The sequence below is a fragment of the Qipengyuania sp. NPDC077410 genome (genome assembly GCF_044543405.1).
Classification (GTDB): Bacteria; Pseudomonadota; Alphaproteobacteria; order Sphingomonadales; family Sphingomonadaceae; genus Qipengyuania; species Qipengyuania pacifica.
This window is the reverse complement of the sequence record NZ_JBITWB010000002.1, coordinates 116,903-132,909: the sequence shown is the minus strand read 5'-3', so window position 1 is coordinate 132,909 and position 16,007 is coordinate 116,903. Positions and strand designations below refer to the sequence as shown.

Here is a 16,007-nt window from a genome sequence, read left to right as displayed (position 1 = left end):
GTTCGCCGCCCCTTTTCGATACTCGTCCAGCGAGCGTTATTTTTTCGGTGCGGCTTTCTTCGCCGGAGCCTTCTTGGCGGCGGGCTTTTTAGCGGCAGGCTTGTCGTCGGCCTTCTCCGCAGCAGGCTTCTTCGCCGCCGTCTTTTTGGCGGGGGCCTTTTTCGCAGCGGGCTTTTCGTCGCCGTCCTTATCGTCGGCCTTCTCCGCCGGAGCTTTCTTGGCAGCAGGCTTTTTCTTGGCCGCGGTCTTCTTCTTCGGCTTCTCTTCGGTCGTCTCTTCCGCCTCGATTGCAGCTTCGAGTTCCTCGCGCGTTACTTCGCGGTCGGTAATTTCGGCCTTGTCGAAGAGGAAATCGACAACCTTGTCTTCGTACAGCGGTGCGCGCAGCTGGGCAGCGGCCATCGGTTCCTGCTGCACGTACTGAATGAACCGCTCACGGTCTTCGGCGCGATATTGCTGTGCAGCCTGCTGGATGAGCATGTTCATCTCATTGGCATTCACTTCGACACCGTTCTTCTGTCCGATTTCCGACAGCAGCAGTCCAAGGCGAACGCGACGTTCGGCGATCTTGCGATAATCGTCCTTTTCGTCGTCCATTTCCTTGAGCATGGTTTCGGCATCGTCCGAACGCGCTGCTTCCTGCTGGAGCTGGGCCCAGATCTGTTCGAATTCGGCATCGACCATACCCTGCGGCACGGCGAAATCGTGCCCGGCGGCGAGCGTGTCGAGAAGCTGACGCTTCATCTGCGTACGGGTAAGGCCCGATGTTTCCTGTTCAAGCTGTCCGCGCAGGAGTTCCTTCAGCTTGTCGAGGCCTTCGAGGCCGAGGTTCTTCGCGAACTCGTCGTCGATCTTGGTGTCGGTCGGGACCTTGACCTGCTGAACAGTCACGTCGAACTCCGCTTCCTTCCCCTTGAGGTTTTCAGCGGGATAATCTTCGGGGAATGTGACGGTGATCGTCTTCTTGTCGCCCGTCTTCACGCCGGTGAGCTGTTCTTCGAACCCTGGGATGAACTGGCCCGAACCGATCGTAAGCGGAGTGTTTTCCGCTTTGCCGCCCTCGAATTCGGTTCCATCGACCCGGCCCACGAAATCGATGATCAGCTGATCACCATCGGCCGCCTTCTTGGTCTTGGCGGCATCCTTGTAGCTCTTGTTGTTCGACGCAATGCGCTCAACAGCTTCGTCGACCTGCTCGTCGGTCACAGGAACGGTCAGCCGTTCAAGTGCCAGACCGTCTACTTCCGGTGCATCGATTTCCGGCAGGATTTCGAGTTCGACGGACAGTGATGCGTCCTTGCCTTCCTCATATCCCTCATCGAGCTCGACGCTGGGCTGCATTGCAGGGCGCAGCTTGTTGTCGGCCATCACCTTGTCGACCGATTCGCGGATCATGTCGTTAAGGGTCTGCGCATGCAGCTGTTCGCCATGCATCTTGCGGACGAGGTTGGCAGGAACCTTGCCTGGGCGGAAGCCCGGCATCTTCACCTGCGGTGCGATCTTCTTGACTTCGCTGTTGACGCGCTCGTCAATTTCCTTGGCCGGAATGGTGACGGTGTAGGCGCGCTTGAGGCCCTCGTTGGTGGTCTCTTTGATCTGCATGGATGAACTCGTGACTTTCCAAAAGCGATATATGCGATTGGGCCTTACGCCGGGCGAAACTGGTGCGGGCGAAGGGACTCGAACCCCCACATCTTGCGATACTGGTACCTAAAACCAGCGCGTCTACCAGTTCCGCCACGCCCGCAAACCCGAACGAAGCTGCGCGAAAGGCGCTAGTCCTCCGCGTGTAGGCGCGTGCCTCTAGTAGGATGCGATCAAATGCGCAAGCGCGGCGACAGGTGAAGGAACAGCTTCGCGTTGCGAACCGTTCTTTCACCATGCGCGATTATGATGAACCAGCCACTCCGGCCGACACCCCACCCGTCATCGATCCGAAAGCGAAGGCAAAGGACGATACGGAAGGCCAGAACCTCCTTTCTGATGAGGACGACGAAAAAGTCGAACAATCGCTGAGCGCCGCTCAGGACGGCGGCGAACAAGGCGTCGGCGAAGCAGCGCTGGATAAATCCTGATCCAATCAAGAGGAATTCACAACATGGCTACCCAACCAGATATCAATCCCGACACCATCAATCCCGGTTCACCCGATGAAATGCCGCCCGACAGCCTGCCGGACGAAGCGCCGATGCAGGAGCCGCCCGGGTTCGAGCCGCCCCAGCCGGATTATGACGATCCCGATCGCGGGCCCATGGAAACTCCCCCACCGCCTGATTGAACTTGCCCGCGCCCATCCACCGCATTATCGGCGCGCGGCATGAGCGAAGAAACAAAAAGTCAGACCCCGCCCGACCACCTCTCGGTCAACCCGAAGAGCGAGCATTTCCAGATGGAGGTGCTTCAGCGCGGGGTCGGCATCCGTTTCAAGGGGAAGCAGCGTACCGACATCGAAGAGTATTCGATTTCGGAAGGCTGGGTCCGAGTGCAAGCAGGCAAGACCGTGGATCGTCGCGGCAACCCGCTTACGCTCAAGCTGAATGGGCCAGTGGAAGCATGGTTCGAGGACCTTGGCGATAATCCGCCTATCGCCAAGGCTGACTGAGACTATTCCGCAAAATCCGCGAATGCACGCGCGAAGCGCTTCGATGCCTTTGCGCGCTGCGGAGCAACGGCTATTTGCGCCGCTATCTGAGGTGATCCGTCCGCGTAAATGAAACCGTCGATGGGCCAGCGCGTGGTGCCCACCTTGCCCAAGGGGGCATACCAGACCTGCACTTCGCTCCAATCGTTCGACGGCGATGCATCGATAGCGAGCACTTCCCGCTCGACCTGTCCGCGGCGACCATCAACCGGCGACCAATTGGCATGGTCTAACAACACTCGCCGCGAATCGAGCACTCGACTGACGGTGGCTACGTGACCGGATTGCATTCCCCTATGCGGCTGAAAGGCCATGACCGCACCCGGTTTGGGCCGCGAACCGGTCGCATAGCGGCCCTGGGCCTGCTGCCACCATGTGCGCGCTTCCCCGAATAACTGAATACCGGAAACCTGCCGCGCATAAGGCGCACACTGAATGTATGGTGCGAGTTCTTCGTTTCCGGGACGATCAAGGGCTTGGCCACTATCGGCTGCCGCCGGAACGGACGCTGCAAGTATCAGCATGGTGAGTGCTGTCTTCATACGTTCCACGCTAAAAAGAGAGGGTTAATTTTTTACAAACGCGCCTTCCTGCTTACGCGGCAAACCGCATCCGCTTGCAATGCGACGCGCAAAGCGCCACTTGCCGAGCCATCATGCACCCCTCATCTTCCAAACCGACAGTGATCATCATTGGCCGGCCCAATGTCGGTAAGTCGACGCTGTTCAACCGCCTTGTAGGTAAGCGGCTGGCGCTGGTCGACGATCAACCCGGCGTTACGCGCGATCGCCGGTTCGGCGATGCGACGATTGCGGGACTGGATTTCCAGATCGTCGATACGGCCGGGTGGGAAGATGATGATCCCGACACCTTGCCCGGTCGCATGCGCAAGCAAACCGAAGTGAGCCTGGAAGGTGCGGATGCGGCGCTTTTCGTATTCGATTCGCGTGTCGGGCTGACGCCGCTGGACGAAGAAATCGCGCGCTGGTTGCGCGGACAGAGAGTGCCTGTTGTGTTGGTCGCCAACAAGGCTGAAGGCAGCCAAGGCGATGCCGGGATCTATGAGAGCTTCTCCCTCGGTTTTGGTGAACCGGCCGGAATCAGCGCCGAACACGGCGAGGGCATTGCGGACCTATTTGATCGGCTGTGGCCAATCATAGGAGCAAAGTCCGAAGCGAACGAGATTGAGGCCGAGATCAATGAAGAAGACGAAGAGGCTCTGCTCGCCGGTCCGCTGAAGTTGGCGATCGTCGGGCGCCCGAACGCCGGCAAATCGACGCTGATAAATCGCCTGCTTGGCGAGGACCGCCTGCTTACCGGTCCCGAAGCGGGCATTACTCGCGATTCCATTGCGATCGACTGGGACTGGACCGATCCCCGGGACGGTGAGAGCCGCGAGATACGGCTGATCGATACCGCCGGCATGCGCAAGAAGGCGCAAGTCGTCGACAAGCTCGAACGGCTGTCGGTGGCAGATGCCCGTCGCGCCGTGGATTTTGCGGAAGTCGTCGTGCTGCTGTTGGACGCGACGCGCGGGCTTGAAGCACAGGATCTCAAGATTGCCAGTATGGTGCTCGAGGAAGGGCGTGCGCTGATGATCGCCATCAACAAATGGGATGTTGCGGAAGATGCCAGCGCGCTTTTCAACGGCATTCGGGCTGCGTTGAACGAAGGTCTTGCACAGGTCCGCGGGGTGCCGCTGATCGCAGTGAGCGCCAAGACCGGCAAGGGCCTGGACCAGATGATCGGCGCGGCATTCGAGTTGCGGGAGATATGGAGCCGCCGGGTTCCAACAGCAGCGCTCAACCGTTGGTTCGACGACGCGCTTGAAGCCAATCCGCCTCCAGCCCCCAAGGGCAAACGCATCAAACTGCGCTATATTACTCAGGCAAGCATCCGTCCTCCGCGTTTCGTCGTGTTCGGCACGCGGCTCGACATGCTTCCCAAAAGCTACGAGCGGTATCTGGTGAATGGTATTCGTGACAAGCTTGGCTTCGATGCCGTGCCTGTGCGTGTGGTGCTGAAAAGTCCCAAGAATCCGTATCAAAAGGACTGAACGCAGTGCTGCTGGACGTCTTGATTACTCTTCCCGGAAGCGAACTGCTCGAACGGACCAGTTCGAGCCTGCGCGTCCAGCAGGTCGTCCAGCTCAGCTTGGCACCGGCCTTCCTGCTTGCTGGTATCGGCGCCGTCATGAATGTCATGACCAATCGACTGATCTGGGTCGCGAACAAGATCGAACGCATCCTCGATGCAGGCGAGGATGGAGATGTCACCGCAATGCGCAGGGAACTGCCCGCACTGGAAAAACGGCGTGTATTCGCCCAGCGCGCCGTGATGTTCAGCACGGCATCGGCGCTGGCAATCAGCGTCGTCATCGTCTTGCTGTTCATCAGTGCCTTCGTTTATGCGCCGCTCGGTACACTCGTTGCGATGACCTGGATTATTTCAATGGGGTTGCTGGTCGCCGGCCTTGGATCTTTCCTGATGGAGACGCGCACGGCCGCCCGTCGCAACCTTGAGCGTATGCGGGAACGGCGCGATTCCGTCGCGTCCTGACGCTTTTTTCTTGAGGTTGCGACCAACCGAAGCCGATTCTGCGACAATCGGTAGAAAACCGTCTGCCAGTGTTCATATGCGTATGGCATAGCTGCCCTTGGTGGGCAGGAGACAAGATATGACCAAGCTCCGTGTAGCTATCAATGCGAAGACTGATTTCCGTAACGAGGACTTTGCCCTCGAAGCTCCTGATATCGCGACCGCTCTGACGATCGCAGATATCAATGTCGGAAATGGGGACGCCGAAATCTGGGATGGAGAGCAGCGTCTTGCGAAGCTGTCCAAACATGGCGGTGTTTACGCAACCTTCTGGCGCGTGAACTAACCCACCGGGGCTTCCATTCAGCTTTCTTCGCCTTCCCCTGCCGGCTTGCTGTTGAGCTGGACGTAGTTTTCGAGGCCCATCCGCGCAATCATGTCGAACTGGGTTTCCAGGAAGTCGACGTGCTCTTCTTCGCTTTCGAGGATGCGTTCGAAAATTTCGCGCGTCGTAAAATCGCGAACTTCCTCGCAGTGCGCGATGGCATCCTTGAGAAGCGGGATGGCTTCCATTTCGACCGCCAGATCGGCCTTGAGGATTTCCTCGACCGTTTCGCCGACCTTGAGCTTGTGGATCGCTTGAAAGTTGGGAAGGCCGTTAAGAAACAGGATCCGTTCGGCCAGCACATCCGCGTGCTTCATCTCATCGATTGATTCGTGCCGCTCATACTCGGCAAGTTTGCTCACGCCCCAATCTGCCAGGACGCGATAATGGAGCCAATACTGATTGATCGCGGTCAATTCGTTAGTGAGTGCCTTGTTCAGGAACTCGATGACCTTTTCATCGCCCTTCATCGCGGTGGCTCCATTGCATTAACGTGTTGCGGGCCTATGCCCACGCCAACAGCCGATTAGCAAGTGAAAAGCCAAAAAAATGGCAGAATTCTGCCACTTGCGAGCGATTTGCGTTAGCGGAGATTCAGGCTGCTGCCGGCACGTAGCCTAGTTCGCGCTCATCTTCGAGAATGCAGTCCGCCTCATCGAGGCAGCAGCCGCAGCATGGAGACTTTCCCATGGCAGCATAACAGGCTTCGGCGTCGCCGGACACATGACGAGCGGCGCGTCTTAGTTCGCTTTCCCGGATGGCATTGCAGATGCAAATGTACACTAGAAGGCTCCTGCGACTGACTCGCAAACTCACCTCTAGTGAGAGTCGTTCGCATTAGCAAGGGCATTCATCATCTCATCGGAAAAAGCCGCCGATAGGTTAAGCATCGCCATAACCACTCGAGCGGGCCGAACCGATAGCGATCGAGCCACGGCTTCGACCACAAGAGCATCAGCACCCAGCCTGCAAACATGACCAGATAAAGTTCGCTGCGGCCCAGTTTTCCGAACAAACCGCCGGCCCACCCGTGGAACACAAACAGCATCACGATCGAAGTGCCGAGATAGTTGCTAAAGGCGGCGCGCCCGGCAGCCGAAACACGTGTTGCCAGCCAGCCTCCGGCGCTCCGGCCCCAGAGTGCGAGCAAGGCGACCAGGCCCAGTACGCACAGCAGGCGCGGGCCCATGGACCAGCCAACCATAGCCGCCAACGTCCCGTAATACGTCAGACCGGCGCTTTTCGCCCACAACGCTACTGGAAAGGTGAATACAGCGCCGGTCAACAGCAGCCCCCATCCCCATCTCCGTTGCTGTCGACTTGCAATCCGACCATCGAAAAGTCCGTAGCGGTACGCGGCCATACCGATCAGCATCAGCGGCAACGTTTCGAACCAGAACAGAAAGAGGGAAGAAGGTAGCCCGTCGGCGTGGGCAGTCAGATTATGATGCGCCCATTCTGCGTAACGGCCACCTGAGATGAGTTCTGTCTCAAGCCGGCCATCGGCAAGCTCGTCCTGCTTGGATTGTTCGAGTTCATTCGCCAATTGGGCGTACCCTGCTTGAGCGCCCATGTCCGTGTCGGCGACGAGCGGCAGAAACCCCACCGAAGCTGTATACAGTAGCGCGCCGCCGAAATAACCGAGCAGACCGAAGACCAATTGCTTGCGTCGCGAAAGGCCGACAAACAGCAACGCAGCCAGCCCCGCACAGGCGTAGAGGAACAGGATGTCCCCGCGCCATATGAAGAAGAAATGGATCAGCCCGAAAAGGCCGAGCCAGAAAAGCCTTTGTACCTGCAGCCAGATGCCCGCCCCGCGCGCCCAGGCCTTTTCCAGGAACAGATATATGCCCGCCCCGAATAGCAGGGAAAATAGTCCGCGCATCTTCCCGTCGATCAGAACGAACTGCGCCACCCACATCCAGTTTTCCGCCTCGCTGTGCGGAACGGTGAACGCGCCGGGGAACATGTAGGCAGTCATCGGCTGGCCGAAAGCCACGATATTCGCTGCGAGAATTCCCATGACCGCAATGCCGCGAATGAAATCCAGGCTGGCGATCCTGCCCGATCCGACATCTGCCGCCGGCGCCGCGCGCGCACCCCCGCTCATATCCGGCGCCAATTCCTGATTATCCTGCATCACGGCTCCCTGTTCAGGACCGCATTAACAGTGCCAGTTCCGTTGCCAAGCTGCGCGGCTTAGCGCGCAACGAGGCAATCCTGTCCTGCACGCTTGAGAGCGCTACAAGCTGCCTCAGCCTCGCTTCGGGATTGATATCCCCCAGCCGACAGGACCGTAAGTCTGCCGGATTTGACCAGCAGACGGGATCGGCCCTTGATTTCCGCTCGGTTAGAGAGTTTTTCCCACAGTCGCTCTGCATTTCCAGGCACACCGAAGGCACCCAATTGCACCTTCCATGGTCCGTCCTGCGGCTTTACCGAAGCGGACGTAGCCGATGCTCGTGCAGAAGCAGCGGGGGCAGTCGTACTTTCCGATGCTGCCGCTGATTCACGAGGAGGCGCATCTTTGGATGGCCCCGGTACATTTGCAGGCGGCAACGCCGCTACGGTGTAATCCGCGCCTGGCTTTGAGGGTCGGGAGGGTGTGCTCGCTACCGACGGATTGTCGGTTCCCAACGCGAGATCGACCGCCGCCAGTTCGCGGGCCCGGGCAGCTTCAGCCTCCGCCTTCAGGGTGGAGGCAAGCGACTGTGCTTCCTGCCTTTCTTCCAGCGAAATATATTCATCCATCTGTGCAATTGCGGCGCGGGCTTGTGGCAGGCCGGTAGAGTTGGCCAGCGTCAGTAGGGCATAGGCCCGGCGCCAGTCCTTTTCGGCCAGATCGCCGTTGAAATGTGCAATGCCGAGCAGATATTGAGCGCGCGGATCACCCCGCCGCGCCGCTGCCGTCACATATGGCATTGCTTCCTCGCGCGCGCCCCGCTGGAACAGAAGCAGCCCATAATTATCGGCAGCTCTCACGTGTCCTTTCGCCGCCGCCTTTGCGTAGAGTGCCTCTGCCTGCACGACATCCTGATCCACACCGCGCCCCAGCCGATAGGCCTGGGCCATGTTGAACTGTGCGTCGGGATCACCCTGTTCGGCAGGTCCGGCCCATTCGCGTACGGCATTGGCGAAATTGCCATCGGTCCAGGCATCGACGCCCGCTTTGACATCGGCGTTTGCTGCTACGGAAAATCCGAGTGCAGCGGCTGCCACGCCGGCGAACCATATCGTCTTTGCCATATGCACTATGAAGCCTCTCGATAGTCGTCGGCGCGCCGGAGCACACCATATCCGAGGCATCCTATAGTAAATCACCTATTAGCAAAGTGTTGCCAGGCAAACATCTAGTTCCCGGCCGGCATTGATGTCGCCCGGTTAACTTAAAATTAGGGCTGGTCTGCGATTGCCATGCCAAGGCCGCTGCAGATGTTTGCGGCAAAGGTAAATTGGATACAGGCGCAAACCAGGGGGACCAAGTCTTGCGTGTACTGGCATTGGCATCGCAGAAGGGTGGATCGGGGAAGACCACACTCTCGGGACATCTGGCCGTTCAGGCCCAACGCGCCGGAGCAGGGCCGGTCGTTCTGATCGATATCGACCCCCAGGGTTCGCTGGCAGACTGGTGGAACGAGCGTGAGGATGAATATCCCGCTTTCGCCCAGACCACGGTTGCACGGCTTGCCACTGATCTTGCCATCTTGCGGCAGCAGGGCTTCAAACTGGCCGTGCTCGATACGCCGCCAGCCATTACCATGGCTATCCAGTCTGTCATATCCGTTGCCGAACTTATCGTCGTGCCGACCCGCCCCAGCCCGCACGATCTACGCGCCGTCGGCGCCACGGTCGATCTGTGCGAAAGGGCCGGAAAGCCTCTGGTATTCGTCGTCAACGCCGCGACGCCCAAGGCCAAGATCACTTCCGAAGCCGCTGTCGCCTTGTCGCAGCACGGCACGGTCGCGCCAATAACCTTGCACCATCGCACGGATTTCGCCGCCTCGATGATCGACGGCCGTACAGTGATGGAAGTCGATCCGGAAAGCCGTTCGGCGGCCGAAGTTACCGCCCTGTGGAAGTATATCGCCGACCGTCTGGAAAAGAATTTCCGTCGCACGATCTTCGCCGCACCGAACGCACAGAACGTGATGCCCGGTGCCCATCGTCCCGCCGGCGGCTTCGGCCGCCGCGTGGCACAGTAAGACCCTTCAGGCGGAGACTGCCGTATGTCTGACGCCAATTTCGCCTCTCTCTCCTCCACCCTGCTGGCACGCAAGGGCGGCGCGAAGCCTGCCATGCGTCCTCAGTCTGGAATTCCGGGACCGGTCGACGGCAAAGAAGCTGCAGCCAATCTCGAAGATCTGGGCTGGAACGATATGGGCGAGGAAGAACTCGCGGCGCATTCACCTCTTCAGGAAAAGACCACGGCGGCCGCGCCGCTGCAGGACAAGGTAGTGGCCATTGCCCCGCAGCCAAGCGCACGCCGCCCTGTCGGTGAAGACAACGCACCAAATCAGGTGCGCGAATCCTTGGATCGCATCCAGGCACATCTGGAAAAGCCGGAGCGGGCTAGCAAGACCGTCGTACGCAAGTCGGCGAAAATGCAGGGCAAGCGAGCAGCTTTCACGCTCCGGCTCGATCAGGAACGCCATTTGATGCTGCGACTGGCCTGTACGGTGCGCGGTCGCAGTGCGCAGCAGTTGGTGACCGATGCGCTCGACGCGCTGCTCGCCGAAATGCCGGAAATCGCAAGCCTCGCTGCCCAGGTGCAGCACGGTAACAAGTAAATACCGACGTCGTGGGATCACCGTCATGGGGGTAAGAATGAGCATCGAAACGAAAGCCACGAGCAAGCGGTTCGTAAAGCTCGCCGTCACAACGGCGCTGGCGACCACCGCACTGACCGGATGCACGGGGAAGGTAGCGCCAAGCCATGCATATTCGGCGGAACATGCCGAAACGGCACTGTTGAAGGGCAAGGCGTCCAAGGCCGTGGAGTATGCCGAAGCCGCTGTGCTTGCCGCGCCCCGCGATGCCAATACCCGTACTCTCCTGGGCAACGCCTATCTCAAAGACGGACGCTTCGCTTCGGCGGCGACCACTTTTGCAGAGGCGATCGAATTGGGTGACACCGCGCCCCGGACGATTATCAGTTACGCGCTCTCGCAGATTGCTATCGGCGACCAGGCTGGGGCGCTTGGCACGCTTCAGCAATTCGACAGCATGCTCGATCCGGCCGATTTCGGTCTAGCCGTTGCGCTCGCCGGTCGTCCTGATCACGGGGTCAACGTGCTGAGCAATGCACTGCGTTCGGGCCAGAATACCCCGAAGGTGCGCCAGAATCTTGCTTATGCCTATGCCTTGCAAGGCAATTGGCGCGCAGCGCGCGTAATGGTTTCGGAAGACGTACCGGCAAACGAGGTGGGCGATCGGATCTCTCAATGGGCCGCGATGATCCAACCCGAAGCTTTCACGACCCGCATCGCGAGCCTGATCGGCGTGCGCCCGCAGGCCGACCCCGGCCAACCGCAGATGCTCGCCCTCGCCAATCATCCGAGCGTGGACATGCTCGCCGCGGCCGAAATGGAAGAACCGGTCGCGAGCGCCGCACAGCGCGATTTTGCGTTTGCCTCCGAGCTCCCGCCAGTAGGCTCAGCCAGTGTCAGTATGGACAGAGCGGATGCAAGTCTTGCAGATGCCGGCCTCGTACCGACCGCGGGGGGTATCCGCTTCGTAAGCAACGAGGTTGTGCAAGCCATGCCGATTGCAGACAGCAAACCGGCAGTGTCCCGCATGAAACAGAGCACCGCCCCTGCCAGCCTCGCTCGCGGTGGCGATTACAACGTACAGCTCGGTTCGTATTTTTCCATGTCCGACGCCAATGAAGCGTGGAAGCAGTTTCGCAAGCGCTACCCCGAACTCGGCGATGCCGAACGTGTGATCACAAAGGCTCGTGTAAATGGTAAGATCTATTATCGCGTGGCGGCGGCCGGCTTTGCCAAGGCTTCCGCTCAGTCCATGTGCAGCAGCGTCAAAGGCAAAGGTGGCGGTTGCATCGCCTACGCGTCGAGCCGTCCGTTGCCGGGCGCAATCGATGTAGTCGGCGGTGACGTGCGGGTCGCAGCTCGCTGATCCGCAACCCTTTCTAACCAGACCCTCGATGGACCCCGCTCGGAGCGATCCGGGCGGGGTCTTTCGTGTCTTAACAATCTATTTCGACACCGCCCTTGTACATGGCGGTTACGCGCCCCTGCGTTGGCTGACCGTCGAAGGGCGTATTGCCTGCCGTGGCTTCCATCCGGGCGCTCTGGATAACCCAGGGTTTATCCGGATCGACCAGAACGATGTCGGCTTCGTACCCTTGCACGATGACGCCGGCATCTACGCCCAGGATACCTGCCGGCGTGGCGGCAATCAGTTCGAAAGCGCGTCCCATGTCGATAACGTCGTCCCGCACCAGCGAGAGGGTCATGGCGAGCAATGTTTCCGCCCCTGCCATGCCCGGTTCTGCATCGGAAAACGGCAGCCGCTTGTCTTCCGGACCGCGCGGATCATGGCCACTGGCAATCACATCGATCGTCCCATCGGCAATCGCCTCGCGCACGGCATGCCGATCATCCTCGCTGCGCAATGGAGGGGATAGCCGTGCGAAAGTTCTAAAGTCGACCGTCGCAAGGTCGGACAACATGAAATGTGCGGGGGTGATACCGCAGGTGACCTTCGCCCCGCGTACCTTTGCTGCGCGCACGATCTCCAGACCATCGCGTGTCGTCACTTGTCGGAAATGAATTCGCGCATTGGCCAGCTCAGCCAGCGCAATATCGCGGGCCAAGGCGATGGACTCCGCTGCTGCTGGGGCGCTTGGCAAACCGCGCCGCGTTGCGATCTCGCCAGCAGTTGCGACAGCGCCGCCAACCAGTGCCGCATCTTCAGCATGCGCGATAACGACCATGTCCAGCATAGCCGCATATTGCAGCAGCCGCAGCATCACGCCCGAATCCGGTATCCACTGGCGTCCAGTCGCAACACCACGCGCTCCGGCATCGCGCATCAGTGCCAGCTCGGCGATCTCTCGCCCTTCCATACCCCTGCTAGCCGCTGCGAGCGGGTGCACCCAAAAATCGGGTTTGCCGCTTTTCGCGATGTAGGAAGTCCGGCTGGGCAGATCCAAGGGCGGCGACTGATCGGGCATCAGAGCGGCCCGCGTGATACCGCCGAAGTGAAACGCCGGCTTGTCGATGGCGAAAACACCAAGATCGACAAGGCCGGGTGCAACGAGCAGCCCTTTCGCATCTACAGTCAGATCGCCATCATACGCCTCACCGCCGATCTCGACGATATTGCCACCCACGAACCGAATAGCGGCGTCGCGCACACCATCGGGCGTGACCAGCTTTCCTCCAGTAATGGTAATCGGGCGCTGCTGTCTCATGCCGCTGCTCCCCATCCATCGACGCAGCGTGAACGGCGGGTCAGCACGTCAAGCGCTGCCATGCGAATGGCGACCCCCATTTCCACCTGCCTGGTGATGATCGAGCGATCGATCATGTCGGCCACTTCGCTGTCGATTTCCACGCTCCGGTTCATCGGTCCCGGATGCATGACCAGGGCATCTTCGGCCGCTTGCGCTAGGCGTTTCTTGGTCAGACCGTAAAGGTGATGATATTCCCGGGCGGAAGGGATGAACTGCCCACTCATGCGCTCGGTCTGAAGTCGAAGCATCATGACCACGTCCGCGCCGTCCAATGCAGCATCGAAATCGTGATAAACCTCGGCGCCCATCGCCTCGATACCCGCAGGCATCAGTGCAGGGGGCGCGCATAGGCGGACGCTCGCTCCCAATGCCTGCAGGCACAGCAGGTTCGAACGCGCCACGCGGCTATGCAAAATGTCACCGCAAATGACGATCTTCAATCCGGTGAAATCTTCGGATGCTTCGCCCCGATCCCGCAGGGCGTGCCGCAAGGCCAGCGCGTCGAGCAAGGCCTGTGTTGGATGTTCGTGTTGACCGTCACCGGCATTGAGGACCGGGCAGTCCACCTTATCGGCGATCAATTGTGTCGCTCCGCTCGATCCATGCCGGATGACGATGGCGTCGGCATGCATGGCGTTCAGCGTTATCGCCGTGTCGATCAGCGTTTCGCCCTTCTTTACGCTCGATTGCGCAGCGTGCATGTTGACCACGTCCGCGCCGAGACGTTTGCCCGCGATTTCAAAGCTTAGCAGGGTGCGGGTCGAGTTTTCGAAGAAGGCGTTGATTACGGTCAGGCCGGACAGAAGATTTTCGTGCTTGGATGCCTGACGGTTCAATCTCACCCACTGCTCCGCCTCGTCGAGCAGGAACAGGATTTCGTGCCGTTCCAGCTGGCCGATACCGATAAGGTCCCGGTGCGGAAATGCGAGCGCGCCCGCTGGATAGCAGGCCGCGTGCGGCGAGTTTGGCGTCGATGTCATTGAGACCACGCCCTTAGTCGAGGCCTATCGCCCGCTCAAGCGCTTTCCAGTGGCAATGCACGGCAGGGTTCCCTAATCCCCCCGACAACAGGAGATTCATGGATGCGATTTGCCGGAAAAGTGTGGCGCCTGCTGGTAGGCATAAAGGACGGGCTCGTGCTCGTGTTCATGCTGTTGTTCTTTTCTGCGCTCTTTGCCGTCCTGACCGCCCGGCCGAGCCCGGCCTCTGTTCGCGACGGGGCACTTCTTCTCGCTCTCGACGGCGCCATCGTGGAAGAACGTACCGAAGTCGATCCGTTCGCCGCCCTCCTTTCCGGACAGGCACCGATGGGCGAATATCAGGCCCGCGACCTGGTCCACGCTCTGGACAAGGCGGCCGAGGATGACCGAATCGATGCTGTAGTGCTTGATCTCGACCGTTTCGTCGGCGGCGGGCAGGTGCATCTGCAGGAAGTCGGCGAAGCGCTCGACCGTGTGCGGGCGGCGCAAAAGCCGGTCCTTACTTATGCAACAGCCTATACGGACGATTCGATGCTGCTGGCGGCCCATGCAAGCGAAGTATGGGTCAATCCATTGGGCGGCGCGGTGGTCGCAGGTCCTGGCGGCGAACGGCTCTATTATGCCGGCCTCCTCGACAAGCTGAAGGTCAATGCGCGGGTCTACAAGGTGGGCGAATACAAGAGCGCAGTCGAACCGTACAACAGCACCGGCATGTCCGAACCGGCCCGCGAAAATGCCCGCGCGCTCTATGCTACGCTATGGGAAGAATACCGTGCCAATATGAAGAAGGCGCGTCCCGGCGCCGACATCGAACGCGTCACGACCCAGCCAGTCGAATGGGTGACTGCAGCTCGCGGCGATCTCGCGACGGCAGCGCTGCAAGCGGGATTGGTGGACAAGCTGGGAAGTCGTGCGGACTTTGAAAAACGCGTCGTCGAACTGGTCGGTGACGACGAATGGGGTGAAGGGCCCAATGCCTATCCCCACACGACGCTTGCGACGTGGCTGTCGGACAACCCCCTGCCGACCAAGGGCAAGCCGATCGGTGTGATCACCGTGGCCGGGGAAATCGTTGATGGCGATGCGGGTCCCGGCGTGGCCGGCGGCGACAGGATCGCAGCCCTTCTGGACGAAGCGCTCGATGACGATCTCGCCGGGCTGGTCGTGCGCGTGGATTCCCCCGGGGGGTCGGTGCTCGCTAGCGAAGTCATACGCGAAGCGATCCTGCGTCAGAAGGCGCGCAAGATCCCAGTGGCGGTGTCCATGGCCAATGTTGCGGCCAGCGGTGGCTACTGGGTATCGACACCTGCCGATCGCATCTTTGCAGAACCCGAAACCATCACCGGCTCGATTGGCATTTTTGCGGTCGTACCCACATTCGAAGAAACCGCTGCCATGATCGGCGTGACGACCGATGGCGTGCGCACCACGCCCCTGTCGGGCCAGCCGGACTTCATCGGCGGGTTCACGCCGGAGGCTGACGCCATGATGCAGGCCTTCATCGAAAACGGATATGAAGACTTCCTCAGCCGCGTCGGCGCCGCACGCGGCATGACGCGCGATCAGGTCGATGCGGTAGGCCAGGGCCGCGTCTGGGACGGCGGTACGGCGCGTCAGTTGCGCCTGGTGGATGAATATGGCGGTATGGAAGAAGCCCTCGCCTGGACCGCCGCTCAGGCCAAGCTCGGTGACGACTGGCACGTGCAATATCTCGGTACGCAGCCTTCAACCTATGACACTCTGCTGCGCCAGATGCTGGTCGGCGGTAGCGAAGATGCCGATATGGGCGGTGATGTATTCGCCCGCATGGCGCGCGGTCAGACGGCAATCGTTTCGCAGATTGCCGCCGACGGGGATCGTCTGCTGGGCGCACGCGGCGCACAGGCCTATTGTCTCGCTTGCCCTCCGAGCAAGGCAACCCAACCCCGGTCGACCATCTCGGAAACCTGGCTTGCGCGGATCCTGGCATCCGTGACCGGCTAAGGGGCG

17 protein-coding genes and 1 tRNA gene are annotated in these 16,007 nt (G+C 60.2%); 10 read left to right on the top strand and 8 right to left on the bottom strand.

All coding sequences use genetic code 11. The annotated features are described in order from the left end of the window. Window positions 1-36: 36 nt before the first annotated feature. On the bottom strand, window positions 37-1,602 hold the full coding sequence (gene tig / locus ACIGGE_RS08600; RefSeq protein WP_397490050.1) for a trigger factor: 1,566 nt from the start codon (window positions 1,600-1,602) through the stop codon (window positions 37-39). Between the two features lie 60 nt (window positions 1,603-1,662). Next, window positions 1,663-1,747 (bottom strand) — tRNA-Leu (locus ACIGGE_RS08595). Window positions 1,748-1,841: 94 nt separating this feature from the next. Here ACIGGE_RS08595 and ACIGGE_RS08590 point away from each other — a divergent pair. From ACIGGE_RS08590 to ACIGGE_RS08580, 3 genes are read left to right on the top strand one after another with little or no spacing between them, the layout of a single operon-like run. Further along, window positions 1,842-2,075, top strand: coding sequence for a hypothetical protein (locus ACIGGE_RS08590; protein ID WP_397490049.1), 234 nt, complete (start codon window positions 1,842-1,844; stop codon window positions 2,073-2,075). Window positions 2,076-2,098: 23 nt separating this feature from the next. Continuing rightward, window positions 2,099-2,278: a hypothetical protein gene (locus tag ACIGGE_RS08585; RefSeq protein ID WP_301642318.1), complete on the top strand. Its 180-nt coding sequence runs from the start codon at window positions 2,099-2,101 to the stop codon at window positions 2,276-2,278. 39 nt (window positions 2,279-2,317) lie between these two features. Continuing rightward, window positions 2,318-2,602, top strand: a complete 285-nt coding sequence (locus tag ACIGGE_RS08580) for a DUF3297 family protein (protein WP_103022494.1) — start codon at window positions 2,318-2,320, stop codon at window positions 2,600-2,602. Window positions 2,603-2,604: 2 nt separating this feature from the next. Here the strand turns inward: ACIGGE_RS08580 and ACIGGE_RS08575 are convergent, their stop codons facing one another. After that, window positions 2,605-3,183 (bottom strand): CHAP domain-containing protein, encoded by a 579-nt coding sequence (locus ACIGGE_RS08575; RefSeq protein ID WP_397490047.1) that lies wholly within the window; start codon window positions 3,181-3,183, stop codon window positions 2,605-2,607. A gap of 113 nt (window positions 3,184-3,296) precedes the next feature. Here ACIGGE_RS08575 and der point away from each other — a divergent pair, with 113 nt between their 5' ends. The 3 genes from der (at window position 3,297) to ACIGGE_RS08560 (ending at window position 5,525) form a co-directional block, all read left to right on the top strand. Beyond that, a complete protein-coding gene (gene der, locus ACIGGE_RS08570; RefSeq protein WP_103022492.1) occupies window positions 3,297-4,697 on the top strand; it encodes a ribosome biogenesis GTPase Der in 1,401 nt (466 codons plus the stop codon). 5 nt (window positions 4,698-4,702) lie between these two features. Then, the gene (locus ACIGGE_RS08565) at window positions 4,703-5,200 is read left to right on the top strand and encodes a DUF2721 domain-containing protein (RefSeq protein ID WP_234003040.1); all 498 of its coding nucleotides are present in this window, start codon (window positions 4,703-4,705) and stop codon (window positions 5,198-5,200) included. A 118-nt stretch (window positions 5,201-5,318) separates the two neighbouring features. After that, window positions 5,319-5,525, top strand: a complete 207-nt coding sequence (locus ACIGGE_RS08560) for a hypothetical protein (RefSeq protein WP_397490046.1) — start codon at window positions 5,319-5,321, stop codon at window positions 5,523-5,525. Window positions 5,526-5,542: 17 nt separating this feature from the next. Here the strand turns inward: ACIGGE_RS08560 and bfr are convergent, their stop codons facing one another. The 3 genes from bfr to ACIGGE_RS08545 form a co-directional block, all read right to left on the bottom strand. After that, window positions 5,543-6,034, bottom strand: coding sequence for a bacterioferritin (bfr, locus tag ACIGGE_RS08555; RefSeq protein WP_397490045.1), 492 nt, complete (start codon window positions 6,032-6,034; stop codon window positions 5,543-5,545). 383 nt (window positions 6,035-6,417) lie between these two features. Next, a complete protein-coding gene (locus ACIGGE_RS08550) occupies window positions 6,418-7,704 on the bottom strand; it encodes a DUF418 domain-containing protein (RefSeq protein ID WP_397490044.1) in 1,287 nt (428 codons plus the stop codon). Between the two features lie 59 nt (window positions 7,705-7,763). After that, window positions 7,764-8,810, bottom strand: a complete 1,047-nt coding sequence (locus ACIGGE_RS08545) for an SPOR domain-containing protein (RefSeq protein WP_397490043.1) — start codon at window positions 8,808-8,810, stop codon at window positions 7,764-7,766. A gap of 239 nt (window positions 8,811-9,049) precedes the next feature. On the opposite strand from ACIGGE_RS08545, the gene ACIGGE_RS08540 reads away from it, so the two are divergent. The 3 genes from ACIGGE_RS08540 to ACIGGE_RS08530 are packed head-to-tail and all read left to right on the top strand — an operon-like array spanning window position 9,050 to window position 11,696. After that, entirely contained in the window at window positions 9,050-9,766 is a 717-nt protein-coding gene (locus ACIGGE_RS08540) for a ParA family protein (RefSeq protein WP_103022487.1), read from the top strand. Between the two features lie 24 nt (window positions 9,767-9,790). Beyond that, window positions 9,791-10,351: a hypothetical protein gene (locus ACIGGE_RS08535; RefSeq protein ID WP_375246951.1), complete on the top strand. Its 561-nt coding sequence runs from the start codon at window positions 9,791-9,793 to the stop codon at window positions 10,349-10,351. A gap of 37 nt (window positions 10,352-10,388) precedes the next feature. Beyond that, window positions 10,389-11,696: an SPOR domain-containing protein gene (locus ACIGGE_RS08530; RefSeq protein ID WP_397490042.1), complete on the top strand. Its 1,308-nt coding sequence runs from the start codon at window positions 10,389-10,391 to the stop codon at window positions 11,694-11,696. 70 nt (window positions 11,697-11,766) lie between these two features. Here the strand turns inward: ACIGGE_RS08530 and ACIGGE_RS08525 are convergent, their stop codons facing one another. Continuing rightward, window positions 11,767-12,996, bottom strand: coding sequence for a dihydroorotase family protein (locus ACIGGE_RS08525; protein WP_397490041.1), 1,230 nt, complete (start codon window positions 12,994-12,996; stop codon window positions 11,767-11,769). After that, on the bottom strand, window positions 12,993-14,018 hold the full coding sequence (locus ACIGGE_RS08520) for an aspartate carbamoyltransferase catalytic subunit (protein ID WP_397490040.1): 1,026 nt from the start codon (window positions 14,016-14,018) through the stop codon (window positions 12,993-12,995). The genes ACIGGE_RS08525 and ACIGGE_RS08520 overlap by 4 nt, the downstream gene beginning before the upstream one ends. A gap of 102 nt (window positions 14,019-14,120) precedes the next feature. Between ACIGGE_RS08520 and sppA the strand changes: the two genes are divergently transcribed. Further along, a complete protein-coding gene (gene sppA / locus ACIGGE_RS08515) occupies window positions 14,121-16,001 on the top strand; it encodes a signal peptide peptidase SppA (protein WP_397490039.1) in 1,881 nt (626 codons plus the stop codon). The last annotated feature ends 6 nt before the right edge of the window (window positions 16,002-16,007 follow it).